The sequence below is a fragment of the Micromonospora sp. NPDC048887 genome (assembly GCF_040649715.1).
Lineage (GTDB): Bacteria > Actinomycetota > Actinomycetes > Mycobacteriales > Micromonosporaceae > Micromonospora.
Map to the genome: position 1 here is coordinate 1 of NZ_JBEZGA010000017.1, position 15,835 is coordinate 15,835.

Consider the following 15,835-nt stretch of genomic DNA (forward strand, 5'->3'; position numbering starts at 1 on the left):
GCTGCGCCCCGAGCAGCTCGTCGCCGCGCTGCGCGAGGGTCGCATCGACGAGACTGCGATCCGAGAGGCACACCTCGCCGACCGCTCTGCGGCGAAGGCTGCTCGCCTCGCACGGCGTGGCCTGAGCGTGCCGGGCACCGAGGCGACCGAGCAGGGCAGCGACAACCCGACGACCTGACACACGCGACCGAGGGCGGGTAGGCGCGTTGCCTGCTCGCCCTCGCGTCACCTGCCGTGCTCGCCGGCAAAGCGCTGCGTGCATGGCACGACCTCGACCGCGACCTCTTGCGGTGAGGCCGCAGCTCACCCTGCGTGACTCTCGCCCGCCGAGGGGTGGGGGGCACCTCCCAAAGCCGCAGGCCGTGGGACCGCCGGGGAGGCGTCTCTCTAGTCGGCCATTTCAAAAAGTCTTGGGCGAGGCCCTGCGAGCGCTTCGCCGTCACACTCTGTTAGGAGCAACCATGCCGCGAGGCGGTCATGCCCGAGGCGGTCGCCGCGCCTCGCCGACGTCACTGCGCGCCAATCTCGCCGACTGGACCGTGCTGCCTGCCGAGGGCCGCGAGGCCGACCCGCCGCCGTTCCCGCTGCTCGACCCATCGCCCCGCGAGGCCGAACTCTGGGCCGCCCTCTGGGCGAAGCCGCAAGCGATCGAATGGGAGCGCCTCGGCCTCGAAATCGAGGTCGGCCTCTACGTGCGTAACCTCGCCGCCGCCGAGCTGCCGGGCGCGCTCGCCGCGAGGTCGACTCTCGTGCGGCAGTACGGCGACTCTCTCGGCCTCTCGGCCGCCGGTATGCGAGCGCACCGATGGGTCATCGGCCGCGCCGCCGACGAGGCCCGCCCGACGCCGACGACGCCCGCGCGGTCTGCCCGCGAGCGTATGTACGTCGTTCGCGACCTGGGCGACGACGAGGCGACCGAGTGACCGCCGCCGTCAGAGCTTGGTGCGTCCCTCCTGTCAGCAGTGGGCGCAATCATCTACGGTCCCTTTCATGGGAGCGACCTGGGACGCTGAGGGCTTTCGACGCTACGTGCTGACACGCGCAAAGGAGCTCGGTACGGAGACCCCGAGCCACATCGCACGATTGGCAGGCGTCAATCACGGCATGATGTCGAAGTGGCTCAACGGCCAGGAGCGGCCCTCGTCGCAGAGCGCGACCAAACTCGCGAAGGCACTCCAGGTACCGGAGATTGACCTACTCGTGCTTGCGGGACACGCCACCCGCGACACCACCGACCCAACCGTCCCCCTTCAGTCAAGACCAGAGCCGCACACTGAGCGGCAGCTCGACCCGCTGCTGACTCGTCTCGCCACGCTTCTAGGCGAGGGGTCGCCGATCAGCCCGGTCGAGCAGGCGATGATCCGGACCGTCATCGAGCGCATGATCGCGCCGTACCCGACTCGCGTTCCGCGAGCCCGCCGGAGCTGACGCACGAATGAGGCCCGCTCTCAACGCCTGAGTAGGCGTGAGGGCGGGCCTCGACGTGTTCAAACCCTCGTGCGTTGCCGTCGTATACGGAGAGCGCCCCCGGCAATCACGCCGTGCGATCGTCGGCGAGCGCTACATCGCCTCTTCGGCTGCGATCTCGGCGAGCCGCTGCGCCTCTGGGTCGTCGAAGACGCCGAGCTGAAGGTCGAGGCGGGACTCGTCGAAGACTTTTCGCCCACGCACCGCCGCGCGATGGACAACGACACGAGCGCGGGCGGAAACAAGCAGCGTGCGCCGCCCGTCGACGTCTCGCGCCTGCCACGCCTCGGCGAACGTCTCGCCGGTCTCGACCTCGCGCATCTCCGTGACCGCCGTAGCGGGTAGCGCCTCCCGCGCCGCGTGCAGCTCGCCGAGCCGCGCCGCGAGCGCCGGAACGTCTGCGCCGCGCTCGGTCATCTGCCGCGCCGTGTCGGCGATGGCCGCCTCGATGTCGGCCCGCCGTCCATCGTCGACCGCCACCGTCACGACCTCGACGACCGGCCAGTGCCCGACCATGCGCAGAAATTCGCGCTCGACGTACTGCTCGGTCATCTCGGCTGTGATCGCAACGCCCTTACAGCCCTGCCCGTTGCGCCGAGCTGCGCAGGCGTACGTCGGCACGGTTGCCCCGCTCGCGTGCTTCCGCGACGAGGCGTAGAGCTTTCTGCCGCAGCCCGCGCACGTCGCAATACCGGAGAGCAGACGCGCCGCCCGCACCCGCCGCCCGCGTCCCTCGACGCCGTCACCGTTGGCCGCGAGCGCTGCCCGCAACTGGTGCCACGTGTCGAGCGAGAGAATCGGCTCCCAGAGCTGCCGAGGCAGACCGTCGTCGCCGCGCATCACCTCGCCCCGGTAAACCGACCGACCGACGGTCGCCGGGTTGACGAGCATCTGTGAGATGACCTGAGTTGACCACGGCGCAGGCTTCGTGCGCCGTGTGCGGCCCTGGGCAATCAGCATTGCCGAGCGGGTCGGCACGCCCCGTGCGTTGAAGTCGTGGGCGATCCGGTAGAGCGATTCGCCGGACAGCACCCGCTCGGCCGCCTCGCGGACGACGTCCGCCGCCTCGGGGTCAGGGGCGAGGACGTAGCCGGGGCCGTTCGCCGCCGCGACCACCCGATACCCGTACGGTGCCGCGCCGCCCGCCCACCTGCCAAGCCTCCTGGTCTCGGCGATCCCGTCTAGCGTCCGCTTCGCAATCGTCTTCGCTTCCATCTCGGCGAAGGCGGCGATGATGGTTGCGACGAACTGCCCGTGTGGCGTGGTCAGGTCGAGCGACTCGGCGACGCTCACGAGCGCCGCGGCGTGCTGCTCGGCTTCCTCGGCAAAGGTCCGGAAGTCGACCACGTTGCGCGCCAGTCGGTCGATCTTCGCGAAGATCACGACGTCGACTTCGCCCCACCGCTCGCGGATCTCGCCGAGGCCCGGCCGGTCGAGTCTGAGACCCTTGTCGGACCCGCTCACGTCCAGGTCGCGCACGACATGCGGATGGACGTCCCAGCCTTTCGCCGCGCAGTACGCGCGGCAGACCTCTTCCTGCCTCGCGGGCGAGGTCGACGGGTCGAGGTCGCCCCGGTGCGACGAGAGACGTACGTAGATGATCGCCCGAATGCGGCCGAGCGGGTCTTTCAGTGCCGTGCCCATAGTGGGAGATGGTAACCTCAAGTACCCGAAGGCTGTTGCCGTCGACCCAGCGGCCGCTGTCGCGGTCGAGCCGGCGGGCGGTCGAGGCGACCTTGAAGTTGGCCACCAGCGTTCCGCTCTGCGTGGTACGGCGCCACTCCGGCGCGGTGAGCACGTTGCCGACGATCGTCACGTACGTATCGAACATCGCCCCTCCCAGGGATCGGCTTGTCCCGGTGAGCGTCGGCCGGATGCCCCGCCCGGACCATCCGCCGGCCCGGACCTGTGGATGACGGGCGGCCCTGTGGACAACCACCTGATCAAGGTCCCGATCTGCTAGGCCGACCGGCCCTACGGGCCTGACCTGCGGCGATGCATGATCGAGAGGAGCCGGCAGGCAGGCGTTCCGGAATCAGGCCGGTTGGGTATGTCTGTGATCAACCGAGAGAAAGGGAGCTCCGATGCTTCTCCGAGACGTCCGCGAGGCAGCGCGATGAGCGCCGTGGCGAACCCCGCGACCGTGGCCGAGTGCCTGCGGGTCGGCGCCGGGTTCTCCCAGGGCGACCGCAACTGGATCGCCGAGCAGTTCGGGACCCTGGACGCCCGGCTCGCCGGCTTCCACGCCGACGCCACCGAGCTGGAGGTGTCCGTCAAGGATCGCGAGGCCCGGGGCCAGAAGGTGACCCTGGAGTGCTGGATCGCCGGGCGGCAGAAGATCGTCACCACCTCGACCGAGGAGGATCTGCACGCCGCGCTCAACGACGTCCGGGACGACCTGCGCCGCAAGCTCAACGACGCGAAGACCCGGCAGGAGCCGCGCCACAACAAGCACCTGCGCGCCGTCGACCAGCCCGAGGGAACCCCGTTGCTGGACGCCGAGCGCGAGGACGCCGAGACCGCATGAATTCCGGCACGGCCCGCCCGCCCGGTGCCGGCGGGCGGGCCGTCCTGCGCCGAGGCGTTGTTAACAGGGGGCCCTTCCTCTACCGGAGGCGTTAACAAGGGCCCCCTCCTTTCACCACCCCTACCGCCGGGTAGCGCGGCGGCGTACCGTCGCGGTCGTGGAACCGGACGTGCTGGGCGCCCCCTACGAGCGGCGGACGATCGAGCTGGGCACCGACGACGAGGGGCCGGTGGTCGCGACCCTCGTGCGGCGGCGGACCGACCGCCCGACCGGCCGCGCCGTGCTCTACGTGCACGGCTTCGTCGACTACTTCTTCCAGACCCACGTGGCCGACTTCTTCGCCGAGCGCGGCTGGGACTTCTACGCGCTCGACCTGCGCAAGTACGGCCGCAGCCTGCTCCCGCACCAGACCCCGAACTTCTGCCGCGACCTGAGCGACTACTTCCCCGAGCTGGACGCCGCCGCGGAGATCATCCGCGCCGAGGAGGGCCACGACACCCTGCTCGCCATGGGCCACTCGACCGGCGGTCTGATCATCTCGCTCTGGGCGCACGACCGCCGCGACGCGGGCCTGGTCGACGGGATCGTGCTCAACAGCCCCTTCTTCGACATCAACGCGCCCTGGATGGTCCGCCGCCCCCTCGCGGCCGCCGTCTCCCGCCTGGGCCGCCGGGCGCCGCGGCGTGTGCTGCCGTTCGGCCTGGGCACGGTGTACGGCGAGAGCCTGCACGCCGACCACCGGGGCGAGTGGCGGTACGACCTGGCCTGGAAGCCGCTCGCCGGATTCCCGGTGCGGGCCGGCTGGATCAACGCGATCCGTGCCGGTCAGCGCCGCCTGCGGGCCGGGCTGGACATCCCGGTGCCGGTGCTGCTCGCCTGTTCCACGCGCAGTTTCCGGGGCGCCAAGTGGCACGACAGCGCCACCGGTGCCGACGCGGTGCTCGACGTCGAGCACATGGTGCGCTGGGCGCCCCGCCTCGGGCGGCACGTCACGCTCGCCCGTTTCGACGGCGGGCTGCACGACCTCACGCTGTCCAGTCCCGGCGTACGCGAGAAGGTCTTCGCGGAGGTCGGACGGTGGGCGGAGGGCTTCCTCCGCGCCGGGCCGACCGAGCCGGAGCCGACGACGCCGCCCGCCCCGCGCAGGCCGGCCGACGCGAACGCCGAGGGCTGAGGCCGGTCCGTCCCACCGCCGGGACGTCGGGTTCGGTCGGCCGTCCCGCCGCCGGACGGCCACTTCAGTCGGCGACGACCGCCGCGAGCGCGGCGCGGATCCGGTCGAACGTCGCGACCGGGTGCCCGCCCGCGCGCGGCGGCAGCACCACGCCCAGGCAGCGCAGCACGGGCCCGCCGTCCGGCCCGGCCTCGACCGCGAACACCGGCGCGCCCACATAACCTGCGGGCAGCTCCGTCGTGACCCGCACCTCGCCGCCGTCCCGGGCGACCCGCTCGACCACCGCCTCCAACGGCCGCGACCCGCCGTCGCCGACACCGAGCGCCAGCACGAACGCCGACGCGGGCGCCGCGCCGATCCGCGCGACCGAGCCGGGCGGCGCGGCCACCGCCTCGGTGACCTGCTGGGTACGCCAGCACCAGCCCCGATCGTCGGCGTAGCCGTGCAGGCCGCCGGTCGGCATCGCGGCGATCCCCAGTTCGGGCAGGTGCAGCCAGTGGTCGGCGAAACCGGGCAGGTCGATCGGCTCGTCCGCCCCCTCGGCCGGGTCGGTGACGCTAGGCCGCAACCCGATCTCGCCGTACGCCCGGCCGGTCAGCGCGTCGGCGGTGAGCAGCCACTCGTGCGCGATCTCGCCGTCGTCGGTGGCGCCGACCAGCTCGCTGTAGAAGAAGGCGGTGCCGGCGACGCCCGCCGGCGCTCCCGGCGCGTCCGAGCCGGTGAGGGGCAGAATGGCCCGCCCGAGGAGCTGGCACAGCTCGAAGACGATCTCGTTCTCGGTTTCCTGGTCGAGCAGCATCCGACGAGGGTACGGATCGCGGCCCGCCCGGCCCGCGCCGGACCCGCCGGAACTGTGGTGCCGGTCCGGGCCCCGGCATGGGACGCTGAGGGACGGAAACGGACGCGCCGACCCGTACCCCCGGACACGTGGGGAGCGGCGGTACCCTCTTGGCGCGACGATCGTCGGCGCGCGCCCGTAGCTCAGCGGATAGAGCAGGGGACTTCTAATCCCAAGGCCGCAGGTTCGAATCCTGCCGGGCGCACCCCCACCACCGCAGGTCGGCGGCTGACGCCACCGGTTGAGACGGAGTCGCCGAACGGTTCCGGTTCGCGGGTGGTGGGCAGCTAGCTAGTTGAGCAGCAGCGTGGGTCGAGCGTCGCTGCGGCCGGATGTGAGAACCCGGGTCAGGCCACGCTTGAGCATCGAAACCTGATCAGCGGTCAGGTGCAGGCCGAAGGTGGCATCGGTCGGCAACGCGAGTGCCTGGGCCGCCTCGCTCGTGAGCTTGAGCCTCAGCCGCGTCCCGGTCACCTCACATTCGACGACTCCGCCGTAGTGGGTAGCCTGCCCCGGATCGACCACCAGGCAGTACGTGTCAAAGCCCAAGGCGATTTCCTGCGGGTCTTCCAGGGCATCCTCGTCGCACTCCATCAGGGCCAGTTGCCAGGACTCTGGTTCACCGGTGTCGCCCACCGCGATGACGTAGACGCCATCGTCTTCCTCACCCACGTCGCGCAGGGTCGACGGTGCGAATCCGTGTGAGGTGCCCATCGCGTCATCCTTCGGTCGGCTGTCCTGCCGCTGATCTTGCTCATCGGTCAGGAGCCGTGCAACCTCCGTACGAATGGTGGCGTCCCGCCTTCGGTCAAGACAGGTGCGGTACAGCCATCGGTACGGGCACAGGCACCAGATCGCGAGCGACAGCTAGTAGGTTGTGGCCGCCATGGAGTTCACCCGGTTCGCGTTGATGTCGGCCTACGTCGTCCTGGTGCTGCTAACGCTGGCGTGGCCGTTGCTCGCGGTCGGCGCTGCGACGCTGCCCCTGTGGGGTCTGCTCGTCCTGGTGAACGCGCGAAGACGAATGAGCACACCCGACCCGGCCAGACGACAGAGACGTGTCCGCTGGTTGCTGATCGCCGGGCCGGTGCTGACGGCACTTGCCACATACGGTTACGGGCTGAGCCGAATGGCGTCCGGCTTGCCGACCGACCCCGACGACAGGTGCCGGATCGCGATGCGTGGCGACATGCCGTACGACCCGGAGCGAGCGGGTGGGTCGTCGTCCATCTGGCCACTGCATGACACCACGTGTGGGCCGGAGTTGGTGCCGGGGTTCGTCAACCCGCTGGTGGCCGGGGCGGCTGTGGTGTCCGTGGTGCTCCTCGTGACCATGGCGTGGGTGACGATCAGGGCCCGGCGGTCGAACGTCGCCGAGCCGTGATCGTCAGCGCGACTGGATGGCCGAAGCCCGCTCAGGCAGCCGTCAGCGCCGCCAAGGCCCGGTCCATCGCGGCGTTGAACTCCTCCGGCTTCAGCGTCAGCCGGGACTTGACGTCGCGACTCCACTGGTCGGCCAGCACCTCGGCGGAACCCGCCTCGACACCGTCGAGCGCCGCGTCGGCCAGCTCGGACGGCGCGATCTTGTCGACGGGCCAGCCCGCCGACATGTCGGTGTCGGCCAGGCCGAGGTGCACCGCCGTCACGAGCGTGCCCTGGTCGGCGAGTTCCAGGCGTACGCCGTTCGTCATGGCCCACGCGGCGGCCTTGGTCAGGTGGTAGGCGCCGGCGCCCCTGGTCCCGAACCACGACATGGCGGAGAGCACGTTCACGATCGCACCGCCGCCGTGCCGGGCGAGCGCCGGTGCGAACGCCCTGATCATCGTCAGATGCCCGAGCACGTTGGTCTCCACCTCGTGCCGTACCCCGTCCAGCGAGCCGGTCACCAGGTCGGTTCCGGTCTGGATCCCGGCGTTGTTGACGAGCAGCGTGACATCCGGCGCGGCAGCGGCGACGGCTCGCACCGACGCGGCACTGGTGATGTCCAGCGGAAGCACCTCGACGCCGGGCAGGTCGACGGTCTCGGGGCGGCGGGCGGTCGCGTAGACCTTGCGGGCACCGCGTTCGAGCAGGCGCTGGGCGAAGGCGCGGCCCAGGCCGCGGTTGGCTCCGGTGACGAGGGCTACCGATTCGTTGATGTCCATGCCGGTACGCTAAAACCTGACGTTGACGTCAGAGGCAAGTGTTGATCGCCGACACCGGGGTGAGAGGGGTCACCGTGACCGAGCCGCTGATCCGCATCGGGGAGGTGGCGCGCGACGCCGGTGTCTCGGTGCGTGCCGTGCGCTACTACGAGCAGCAGGGCCTTCTCCTCCCCCGGCGCAGCGCGTCCGGCCAGCGCCTCTACCGGCCGGACACGGTCACGCTGGTGCGCTTCATCCAGCAGATGTACGCGGCCGGCCTGACCAGCCGCAGGATCGCCGAACTCCTGCCGTGCTGGGACTCCGGGCACACCGATCCCGGGCAGCGGGCCATGCTGCGCGCCGAGCGCGAGCGTATCCAGGCCAAGGTCGACGACCTCCGGGCCGCGCTGGACCGCCTCGACGAGGTCATCGCGATCACCGACACGCACCCGTAGGCGCGGCCCGCCGGACCCGGCAGGGTGCTCAGCGGTCCTCGGCCTCCCGGCGGGCGCGCAGCGCGCCGACGACCGCCAGCCCCACGCCGCCGAGCGCGACAGCCATCTCCACCGCCGAGGACACCTCAAGGGCGCCTGCCGCCGGAGCGTCCACGCTCACCATGACGCCGGGTTGCAGGAAGGCGCCCTTCGCGGGCTCGACGAACGTCCACCAGCTCGCCCATGTGGAGGCGAGATCCGCGCAGGTCCACACCGCGACCACCGACAGCAGGGCCATTCCCGCCGGGAGGAGCCCGCGCCGGTCGCTCCGCCGTCCGGACGACGCCAGCACCCCGGCGGTCACGAGCACGGCGAGCAACGCCGGCCACACCGCCACGAACAGGTCGGGCAGCGGCGGTTCGCCGGGTGTCAGCGCCACGCTCACCACGCACCAGACGACCACGACCACCGCCAGGACCGTCGTCACCACACCGCGCCGCCCGCCGCGCGCCGGAGCCGCCGACACGGCGACACCCAGCAGGAGTACGCCGAGAGCCAGGCCCCACGCGGTCAGCCGCTGCCGGTCGAGGCCGTCCTGCCAGCTCTCCAGCAGGTACGCCCGCGCCGCCGCCTGGCCCCGTAGCGGCTCGCCCGCGTCCGCCGCCTGCTCCCGGTGCCGGTGCATGTTCGCGGCCGCCACCAGGGCGAACAGCCCGGCACCGGCGGCGGCGCCCCACCGCGCCCGGCGGGTGCCGGAGGCCGTGAGGGCGTGGCCGCACAGCGCCGCCAGCGTGACCACCGCCCACAGAAGCGAAGCCTCCCGCATGGCGAGCAGCGCGGCTCCGACCGACAGCAGACCGGCGACGACCGCGGCGACTCGCAGGCCCGACGACAAGCGCATGGCGGAGAGAGTGGCACAGGAATCCGGGCCGCGAGGACCCGCCGTTTTCGTCGGTGGTCTTGGGCATGATCGCGTACGCCGCCGAGCGGTGGCGGTCGACGAGCGGGACTAGCGTGCCGTTCCGGCGAGCAGCCACCGCCGGACGGGCACCTCCAGCAGCACCCGGTCCCCGTCCGTGGTGACCGGCTGCCGGATGTCCCATCCCGCGTACTTCTCGGCGAACGCCGCGACGATCGCGGGCGGGAAGGCGGCATGGTGCACGCGGGCCTCGCCCTCGGCGACGACCGGGTGGACGCCGTCCTCCAGGGCGAGCGAGACGCGGGGGTCGGCGGTCACGTTGCGCGCCTTGACGCTGCGTCCCTCGCAGGCGATCCACCAGACGCCGTCGGTGTGGACGAACCACACCGGAGTGACGTGCGGGGAGCCGTCCGGGCGCAGCGTGCAGAGCCAGACGTTGCGCTCGCGGGCGAGCCGGTCCGCGACGTCCGCCGCGAGCTCAGCCCGGCTCACTCGCAGATCCGCCACTCCCCGTCCTCCTTGACCATGGGGAACTCCTGGGTCACCTTGTTGCCGACCTCCGGCGTGAAGCGGATGGTCGTCGACCCGCTCACCAGACCGTTGTTGTTCGACACGTTGATGCCGGTGATGGCGTAGCCGGTGAACTCCGGCTGCGAGGCCCGCTGCTGGGCGAACTCCTCCTCGCTGAACCGCTCGCGTACCCGGGTGCAGAGCTGCCGGTACGCGGCCGGATAGTCGCGGTCGACGATCGCCTCGGCGAACGTCTCCGCAGCGGATCGGGCCGGCCCGGTGGCGTCCTTCACCACGCGGAACAGGAGGAATCCGCCGAACACGCCGCCGGAGCAGCAGAGCGCGAGCACCACGCCCAGGACGATGAACAGGGTTCGCTTGGACTTCTTGGGCGGGACCGGGGGCTGCTGATACGCCATGATCGGCAGGATAGGAGGCCCGGACAAGCGTTAACCGGATACCCGGCCTCCCCTTCTCGCCGGCCATCGACCGATGTCGGCACAGCGCACCCGGGATCCGCGCCGCTGAACGCCGGGCCGGAGGGCGGCTACTTTACGGCGGAGCGAAACTCGTCAACCACCAAGGGTGACCAGTTGCGACAAACCGTGTTATTCTCCGGCGTCGATCTAAGCCCGCGCGGACCCGGCCGGGTCGCTGCCGGAAGGACATCCCCCCGATGCCGGTCGCTGCCGCCATGCCGCTGCCACGGCCCCCGCTGGCCCGCCCGGCGGGTGACGCGTTCAGCCTGATCTTCACCACCCTGCCGGCGCTGCTGCGGCTCACCTGCGGCCTGGTCGGCGCGGTGGTCGCGCTGTCGGTGCGTACGCCGCCGGTGCGGGTCGCGCTGTTGATCCCCGCGGTCGTCGTGCTCACCGCCTGGTCGGTCTGGTACGCGTGGCGGGCGTTCCGGCACGGCATCGACGGCCCGCTGGTCGCCGGTGACGTGGCGCTGACCACCGCCGCCGCGCTCGCCGTGCCGTGGCTCGTCGCGCCGGAGGTGCTGCCGGGCGAGGCGAGCTGGATCGCGGTGCTGGCCAGCTCGACGATCATCAACGCGCAGGCCACCGCGCCGGCCCGCTGGTCCGTGCCGGCCGGCCTGCTGGTCGCCGCCGCGTACGGCACCGGCACCACGCTGGCCGGCAACCCGGCCGAGGCGCGGGCGCACGTCGCGACACTGCTGGTGCAGACCGGCAGCACGGCGGTGATGACAGCGGTGATGCGCCGCCGGATCGCCCGCGCCGACGCCGCGTTCGCCGACTACCAGCGGCTGTCCCGCGAGGCGGTGGTGGCGCGCGCCGCCCGCGAGGCCGAACGGCGGCACAACCGCGACCTGCACGACACGGTCCTGGGCACGCTCACCATGGTCGGCCTCGGCGCGGTGCCCGACTCGGCGACGTTGCGCGACCGGTGCGTGCACGACCTGCGTACCCTCACCGCCCTGGCGGGGGCGCGGACCGCGAGCGCACCCGCCGAGGCCGACCTGGACGAACGGCTGCGCGAGTTGCTCGCCGGTGCGCCCGGCCCGGCGGTGACCGCGACGTTGGAACCGTGCCGGCTGCCGGCGGAGGTCGTCACGGCGCTCGCCGACAGCGCCGCCGCCGCGCTGGCGAACGTGGCGCGGCACGCGCCGGGCGCGGCGGCGGCGCTGCGCCTGGCCCGCGAGGGTGACACCGTCGTGGTCGAGGTGGCCGACGACGGTCCCGGCTTCGACCCGGCGACGGTCCCGGCCCACAGGTACGGGCTGCGCGAGTCGATCCACGGGCGGATGAGCACTGTGGGCGGTCGGGCGGTGGTGACTTCCGCCCCTGGCGCCGGCACCCGTATCCGGCTGGAGTGGTCCGGTGGCGACTGAGTCGGGCACGGCGGCGACGGCCGGCCCCGCGCTGCGGCCGCTGCCCCGGCCTCGTGCGGCGGCGCGATCCGGAGCGCCGACGGCCCCGCCCGAGGCGCACGCGGTGGCCCACGCGTCCGACCAGGGCGCGCGGATCGCGGTGATCGTCATCGCGGCGGCCTGGCATCTGGGGGTCGCGTTGCCGGCCGTGTCGCGGGCCGGGCAGGGCATGGCGGCCCCGGCCGTGGTGGCGGCGGGCTGGCTGGTGACCGCGCTGGTCGGCGTCGGCGCGGGGGTACGGCTGCTGCGCGGCGGACTGCCGCCGGCCGGGCCGCTGGCCGCGGTGCTGCTGGTGGTCGACGCGGCGGTGGTCACGGGGGCCGGCGAGCGGTTCCTGTTCAGCACCGCCAACTGGGTGTGGGGCGGCCTGGCCTGGTTCTTCCTGCTGGCGATCTGGCAGCGGCCGGCGCGCTGGCTGCTGGTCATGCTCACCGCGCACGGCGCGATCGCGCTGGCGGCTGTGGTGTTCTACGGGGCGACCGCCCCGGCCGACCTGAGCCGCACCGCGATGTACGTCTACGGCACCTCCACCCTGCCGGTGGCGGTCTTCGTCGGCGCGGCGGCGATCACCGCGCAGGCCCGGGAGCGGGCGGCCACCGCCGCGGCGACGCTCGCCGTGGCGGCGGAGCAGGAGGCGGCCGAGCATGCCCGCACCGAACGGCAGGCGCGCCTGGCCCTGGTCAGCGGCACCGCCGAGGAGGTGCTGGCCGAGCTGGCGGCCGGTGCGGCCGACCCGGCCGACCCGGCGGTACGGCGGCGCGCGGTGCTGGCCGCGGCCCGGCTGCGCCGGCTGATCGCGGAGTCGGACGACGTGCCGGACGCGTTGCTGCACGAACTGCGCGCGGCGGCCGACCTGGCCGAGCGCAACGGACTACCGATCGACCTGGTGTCGGTCGGCACGCCACCGGAGCTGCCGGTGGAGATCCGGCGCGGGCTGGCCGACCCGCTCACGGCGGCGCTCGCCGCGGCTGAGGGCTGGGCCCGGCTGACTGTGGTCGCGGGCCCGGACGAGGTGGTGGTCAGCCTGGTGACACCGGATCACGACGGCCCTGACGAGCCGGCGGCCGGCGGTTACGGGCCGGTGGAGCACCTGCACGAACGCGACGGGGAGATCAGATGGACGCAGACCCGCTGGCGGCGGACGTGAACGCCGGCACCCCGATCGGGGTGGCGATCGTGGACGACCACCCGGTGGTGATCGACGGGGTGCGCGCCTGGCTGTCCGGCGAACCACGGCTGCGGGTGCTCGCCACCGGCGACGACCCGGACGAGGTGCTGCGCGCCGCGCCGGACGCCGAGGTGGTGCTGCTCGACCTGCGCCTGCACGGCCGGATGGTGCTGGACAAGCTGGCCGAGCTGAGCGCGGCCGGGCGCCGGGTGGTGGTCTACTCCGAGCACAGCGACCCGCAGACCATGCTCGCCGCGCTCGATGCCGGTGCGGTCGCGTTCCTGGCCAAGCACGAGGGGCGGGAGCACTGTGTGGCCACTGTGCTGGCGGCGGCGAGCGACCGGCCGTACGTGCCGCCGGCGCTGGCCGGCGCGATGGTCGGTGACGCCCGGCCGGACCGTCCGTCCCTGTCGGACAAGGAGCGGGAGGCGCTGCTGCTGTGGTTCCAGTCGATGTCGAAGGCGTCGGTGGCCCGCCGGATGCAGATCAGTGAGCACACCGTGAAGCAGTACGTCGACCGGGCGCGGATCAAGTACACCCGAGCGGGTCGTCCGGCCGCCACGAAGTCGGCGCTGCTCGCCCGGGCGATCGAGGACGGACTCGTCCGACCGGAAGATATCGGCATCTACCGGTCGCAGGCGTCGGCCGACCGGCCGACCCCCTAACAGGCGTCATGACAGTCACCTCGGGAATCCGGCAGGCTCTCCGATACCGCCAACCGTCATCGGGAGGTCGTACCGTGCCGGAGGACGCCACACCCTTCTTCGTCGGGCCACACCGGTTCGACGCCGACGACGACCCCACCCGTCCCGTGCTCGACCGGCGCTACGAGCTGGTGCCCGAGCCGGGCGAACGCCTGCTCGGCCAGCATCGCCTGCGCGTCGCCGGTCATCTGCTCGGCCCGAGCGAGGACGTCCGCTGCTGGTCGCTGCCCACCCCGGCGACGGTCACCGTGACCGACCGCCGGATCGCGTACGTCTGCACCGGCTCCGAGCTGTCACTGGTCTCCGGGCGGGACGGCCGGACGGACGCCCGGCACCGGCGCCCGGGCCGGCTGTCCCGCCTGGTCAGCGCGCAGATCCGCTGGCAGTGGCCGTCCCGGCTGGACCTGGCCGAGATCGGCGACGGCAGCGGTGAGCTGCGCGTCGTCTGCGACGCGCTGCGTACCATCAGGCAGCCCGCGCTTGCGCTGACCGGCCCGGTCGGGACGGTGGCCGCGCTGGCCCGGCAGGTGCGCCGCGCGGTGGCCGGTTTCCGGCTGGCGAACGCCGACCTGGTCGACCTGTCCCGGCCGGAACGGGACGCGCTCGCCGTCCGGGTGGCCGCCTCCCCCGGCCCGACGCTCGGCACCGTGACGCTGCCGGGCTCGCTGCCGGTGGAGTTCCTGTCCCGCGACGACTACTACCGTTCGCCGGAGGCCGAGACGTCGCAGTGGTCGTGGTCCGGCTTCCCGGCGCACGACCGGCCCGGCTCCGCCTGCTGACGCTCCCCCGTCGCGGGCGGGTCGCCGGGCGCGGGCGCGGTCAGGAGGCGCTGCGGGTGCGGCGCTCGGACCGGTCCAGCTCGACCGCCTCCTCCGGGGTCGGCGCGCCGCCGCCCAGGTGGGCCGGCTGCCACCAGGCGTCGTCCGGGCCGGACGGCTTGTCCGGGTACTCCCGCTGGGCCCGGTCCACGAGCGCCGACAGGCGGGTACGCAGGTCGGCGGTCATGACTGTGGCGTCCGGGTAGGCGGCCGGGTCCATCGGCTCGCCGACGATGATGGTGATCGGCGTGTGCCGGCGGGTCAGCGTACGCGGGCGGCCCTTGGTCCACAGCCGCTGCGTGCCCCAGAGCGCCACCGGCAGCAGCGGCACGCCGGCCTCCTGCGACATCCGGGCCGCGCCGTTCTTCAGGTCCTTGACGGTGAAGGAGCGGCTGATCGTCGCCTCCGGGAAGACGCCCACCACCTCGCCCCGGCGCAGCGCGGCGACAGCCGTGGAGTACGAGCCGGCGCCGGCCGCGCGGTTGACCGGGATGTGCTTCATGCCGCGCATCAGCGGACCGGAGACGCTGTGCCGGAAGACGCTGTCCTTGGCCATGAACCGGACCAGCCGCTTCGCCGGGTGGGCGCCGTAGCCGCAGAAGATGAAGTCGAGGTAGCTCACGTGGTTGGACGCGAGGACGGCGCCGCCGGTGGCCGGCACGTGCTCGCTGCCGGACACGTCCAGACGCAGGTCGAGCAGCCGGAACATCGTCTTGGCGGCGGTGATCACAGGGGGGTACACGAGTTCCGACATGCCGAAACTTTACCCCGAGTAGGTTACGCGACCGTAGGGCCGATCTGACCGCCGTCGCCGGCGACTAGGTTCGAGGCATGCCCGACCTCGCCGCGATCGTCATCCACTGCCGCGACCCCTACCTGCTCGCCCCGTTCTGGAGTGCGGTCACCGGGCTGCCGCTGGTCGAGGAGGATCGGGTGAAGCTCACCGAGGGCACGCTCGCGCCGACCGAGGCGGTGCTGCTGCGTGATCCGCACGGCCGGCGTCCGGACCTGTGGATCAGCCCGGCCGACGTGCTGCCGGCGCCCGGCCGGATCCACCTCGACCTGGTCGGCGACGCCGAGGAGCGGGCCGCGGTGCTGGAGGCGGGCGCGACAGTCGTGCGCGAGCTGCCGCGCTGGACCGTGCTGGCCGACCCGGAGGGCAACGAGTTCTGCCTGCTGCCGCCGAACGAGGCGCACACCGCGCCGCCGCCGGGCCACTGAGCCACCGCCGGCCGGTTACCGAGCCGCCGCCCGGCGGCTGA

Annotated in this window: 19 protein-coding genes, 1 tRNA gene and 1 pseudogene; 12 read left to right on the plus strand and 9 right to left on the minus strand. The window is 72.7% G+C overall.

Annotated features, from left to right (window positions below):
• The first annotated feature begins 461 nt into the window (after positions 1–461).
• Together AB0C17_RS23205 and AB0C17_RS23210 are read left to right on the plus strand one after the other, a co-directional pair.
• Positions 462–923 carry a hypothetical protein gene (locus AB0C17_RS23205; RefSeq protein ID WP_357480428.1) on the plus strand — a complete coding sequence of 154 codons (462 nt, stop codon included), beginning with the start codon at positions 462–464 and terminating at the stop codon, positions 921–923.
• Between the two features lie 67 nt (positions 924–990).
• Positions 991–1,428, plus strand: a complete 438-nt coding sequence (locus tag AB0C17_RS23210) for a hypothetical protein (RefSeq protein ID WP_357480431.1) — start codon at positions 991–993, stop codon at positions 1,426–1,428.
• Between the two features lie 132 nt (positions 1,429–1,560).
• Here the strand turns inward: AB0C17_RS23210 and AB0C17_RS23215 are convergent, their stop codons facing one another.
• Both AB0C17_RS23215 and AB0C17_RS23220 read right to left on the minus strand, forming a co-directional pair.
• Positions 1,561–3,111, minus strand: coding sequence for a recombinase family protein (locus AB0C17_RS23215; protein WP_357480434.1), 1,551 nt, complete (start codon positions 3,109–3,111; stop codon positions 1,561–1,563).
• A gap of 22 nt (positions 3,112–3,133) precedes the next feature.
• Positions 3,134–3,298: pseudogene (locus tag AB0C17_RS23220) on the minus strand (single-stranded DNA-binding protein); the annotation flags it as partial.
• Positions 3,299–3,583: 285 nt separating this feature from the next.
• Between AB0C17_RS23220 and AB0C17_RS23225 the strand changes: the two are divergent.
• Positions 3,584–3,994: an HPF/RaiA family ribosome-associated protein gene (locus tag AB0C17_RS23225; RefSeq protein ID WP_357386259.1), complete on the plus strand. Its 411-nt coding sequence runs from the start codon at positions 3,584–3,586 to the stop codon at positions 3,992–3,994.
• Positions 3,995–4,151: 157 nt separating this feature from the next.
• On the plus strand, positions 4,152–5,168 hold the full coding sequence (locus AB0C17_RS23230) for an alpha/beta hydrolase (protein ID WP_357386257.1): 1,017 nt from the start codon (positions 4,152–4,154) through the stop codon (positions 5,166–5,168).
• A 64-nt stretch (positions 5,169–5,232) separates the two neighbouring features.
• Here AB0C17_RS23230 and AB0C17_RS23235 read toward each other — a convergent pair whose 3' ends face one another.
• On the minus strand, positions 5,233–5,967 hold the full coding sequence (locus AB0C17_RS23235) for a hypothetical protein (RefSeq protein WP_357386255.1): 735 nt from the start codon (positions 5,965–5,967) through the stop codon (positions 5,233–5,235).
• 171 nt (positions 5,968–6,138) lie between these two features.
• On the opposite strand from AB0C17_RS23235, the gene AB0C17_RS23240 reads away from it, so the two are divergent.
• Positions 6,139–6,211: transfer RNA gene (locus tag AB0C17_RS23240), tRNA-Arg, on the plus strand.
• 86 nt (positions 6,212–6,297) lie between these two features.
• On the opposite strand, the gene AB0C17_RS23245 is transcribed toward AB0C17_RS23240, so the two are convergent.
• Positions 6,298–6,720 carry an Imm10 family immunity protein gene (locus tag AB0C17_RS23245; RefSeq protein WP_357386253.1) on the minus strand — a complete coding sequence of 141 codons (423 nt, stop codon included), beginning with the start codon at positions 6,718–6,720 and terminating at the stop codon, positions 6,298–6,300.
• A 172-nt stretch (positions 6,721–6,892) separates the two neighbouring features.
• On the opposite strand from AB0C17_RS23245, the gene AB0C17_RS23250 reads away from it, so the two are divergent.
• Positions 6,893–7,390, plus strand: a complete 498-nt coding sequence (locus tag AB0C17_RS23250; protein ID WP_357386252.1) for a hypothetical protein — start codon at positions 6,893–6,895, stop codon at positions 7,388–7,390.
• A 31-nt stretch (positions 7,391–7,421) separates the two neighbouring features.
• Here the strand turns inward: AB0C17_RS23250 and AB0C17_RS23255 are convergent, their stop codons facing one another.
• Positions 7,422–8,150 (minus strand): SDR family oxidoreductase, encoded by a 729-nt coding sequence (locus AB0C17_RS23255; protein WP_357386250.1) that lies wholly within the window; start codon positions 8,148–8,150, stop codon positions 7,422–7,424.
• A 74-nt stretch (positions 8,151–8,224) separates the two neighbouring features.
• Here AB0C17_RS23255 and AB0C17_RS23260 point away from each other — a divergent pair, with 74 nt between their 5' ends.
• Complete coding sequence (locus tag AB0C17_RS23260) at positions 8,225–8,584, plus strand: MerR family transcriptional regulator (protein ID WP_357386248.1); 360 nt, start codon at positions 8,225–8,227, stop codon at positions 8,582–8,584.
• Between the two features lie 28 nt (positions 8,585–8,612).
• Here AB0C17_RS23260 and AB0C17_RS23265 read toward each other — a convergent pair whose 3' ends face one another.
• From AB0C17_RS23265 to AB0C17_RS23275, 3 genes are all read right to left on the minus strand, one after another.
• Positions 8,613–9,464, minus strand: coding sequence for an aminopeptidase (locus AB0C17_RS23265; RefSeq protein WP_357386246.1), 852 nt, complete (start codon positions 9,462–9,464; stop codon positions 8,613–8,615).
• A gap of 108 nt (positions 9,465–9,572) precedes the next feature.
• Entirely contained in the window at positions 9,573–9,974 is a 402-nt protein-coding gene (locus AB0C17_RS23270; protein ID WP_357480439.1) for a pyridoxamine 5'-phosphate oxidase family protein, read from the minus strand.
• Positions 9,971–10,411, minus strand: coding sequence for a hypothetical protein (locus tag AB0C17_RS23275; RefSeq protein WP_357480442.1), 441 nt, complete (start codon positions 10,409–10,411; stop codon positions 9,971–9,973). The genes AB0C17_RS23270 and AB0C17_RS23275 overlap by 4 nt, the downstream gene beginning before the upstream one ends.
• Positions 10,412–10,668: 257 nt before the next feature.
• On the opposite strand from AB0C17_RS23275, the gene AB0C17_RS23280 reads away from it, so the two are divergent.
• From AB0C17_RS23280 to AB0C17_RS23295, 4 genes are all read left to right on the plus strand, one after another.
• A complete protein-coding gene (locus AB0C17_RS23280) occupies positions 10,669–11,844 on the plus strand; it encodes an ATP-binding protein (RefSeq protein ID WP_357386240.1) in 1,176 nt (391 codons plus the stop codon).
• 31 nt (positions 11,845–11,875) lie between these two features.
• Positions 11,876–13,030: a hypothetical protein gene (locus AB0C17_RS23285; protein ID WP_357480552.1), complete on the plus strand. Its 1,155-nt coding sequence runs from the start codon at positions 11,876–11,878 to the stop codon at positions 13,028–13,030.
• Positions 13,000–13,716 (plus strand): response regulator transcription factor, encoded by a 717-nt coding sequence (locus AB0C17_RS23290; RefSeq protein WP_357386238.1) that lies wholly within the window; start codon positions 13,000–13,002, stop codon positions 13,714–13,716. Before AB0C17_RS23285 ends, AB0C17_RS23290 begins: the two co-directional genes overlap by 31 nt.
• A 74-nt stretch (positions 13,717–13,790) precedes the next feature.
• Positions 13,791–14,534: a hypothetical protein gene (locus AB0C17_RS23295; protein ID WP_357480445.1), complete on the plus strand. Its 744-nt coding sequence runs from the start codon at positions 13,791–13,793 to the stop codon at positions 14,532–14,534.
• A 40-nt stretch (positions 14,535–14,574) separates the two neighbouring features.
• On the opposite strand, the gene AB0C17_RS23300 is transcribed toward AB0C17_RS23295, so the two are convergent.
• The gene (locus tag AB0C17_RS23300; RefSeq protein WP_357480448.1) at positions 14,575–15,327 is read right to left on the minus strand and encodes a lysophospholipid acyltransferase family protein; all 753 of its coding nucleotides are present in this window, start codon (positions 15,325–15,327) and stop codon (positions 14,575–14,577) included.
• Between the two features lie 77 nt (positions 15,328–15,404).
• Between AB0C17_RS23300 and AB0C17_RS23305 the strand changes: the two genes are divergently transcribed.
• The gene (locus AB0C17_RS23305; protein ID WP_357386232.1) at positions 15,405–15,794 is read left to right on the plus strand and encodes a VOC family protein; all 390 of its coding nucleotides are present in this window, start codon (positions 15,405–15,407) and stop codon (positions 15,792–15,794) included.
• The last annotated feature ends 41 nt before the right edge of the window (positions 15,795–15,835 follow it).

Bases quoted from the DNA above. Each gene is read 5' to 3' on its own strand.
- AB0C17_RS23205 (WP_357480428.1), top strand. From the start codon at position 462: ATGCCGCGAGGCGGTCATGCCCGAGGCGGTCGCCGCGCCTCGCCGACG.
- AB0C17_RS23210 (WP_357480431.1), top strand. From the start codon at position 991: ATGGGAGCGACCTGGGACGCTGAGGGCTTTCGACGCTACGTGCTGACA.
- AB0C17_RS23215 (WP_357480434.1), bottom strand. From the start codon at position 3,111: ATGGGCACGGCACTGAAAGACCCGCTCGGCCGCATTCGGGCGATCATC.
- AB0C17_RS23225 (WP_357386259.1), top strand. From the start codon at position 3,584: ATGAGCGCCGTGGCGAACCCCGCGACCGTGGCCGAGTGCCTGCGGGTC.
- AB0C17_RS23235 (WP_357386255.1), bottom strand. From the start codon at position 5,967: ATGCTGCTCGACCAGGAAACCGAGAACGAGATCGTCTTCGAGCTGTGC.
- AB0C17_RS23245 (WP_357386253.1), bottom strand. From the start codon at position 6,720: ATGGGCACCTCACACGGATTCGCACCGTCGACCCTGCGCGACGTGGGT.
- AB0C17_RS23250 (WP_357386252.1), top strand. From the start codon at position 6,893: ATGGAGTTCACCCGGTTCGCGTTGATGTCGGCCTACGTCGTCCTGGTG.
- AB0C17_RS23255 (WP_357386250.1), bottom strand. From the start codon at position 8,150: ATGGACATCAACGAATCGGTAGCCCTCGTCACCGGAGCCAACCGCGGC.
- AB0C17_RS23265 (WP_357386246.1), bottom strand. From the start codon at position 9,464: ATGCGCTTGTCGTCGGGCCTGCGAGTCGCCGCGGTCGTCGCCGGTCTG.
- AB0C17_RS23275 (WP_357480442.1), bottom strand. From the start codon at position 10,411: ATGGCGTATCAGCAGCCCCCGGTCCCGCCCAAGAAGTCCAAGCGAACC.
- AB0C17_RS23280 (WP_357386240.1), top strand. From the start codon at position 10,669: ATGCCGGTCGCTGCCGCCATGCCGCTGCCACGGCCCCCGCTGGCCCGC.
- AB0C17_RS23290 (WP_357386238.1), top strand. From the start codon at position 13,000: ATGGACGCAGACCCGCTGGCGGCGGACGTGAACGCCGGCACCCCGATC.
- AB0C17_RS23300 (WP_357480448.1), bottom strand. From the start codon at position 15,327: ATGTCGGAACTCGTGTACCCCCCTGTGATCACCGCCGCCAAGACGATG.
- AB0C17_RS23305 (WP_357386232.1), top strand. From the start codon at position 15,405: ATGCCCGACCTCGCCGCGATCGTCATCCACTGCCGCGACCCCTACCTG.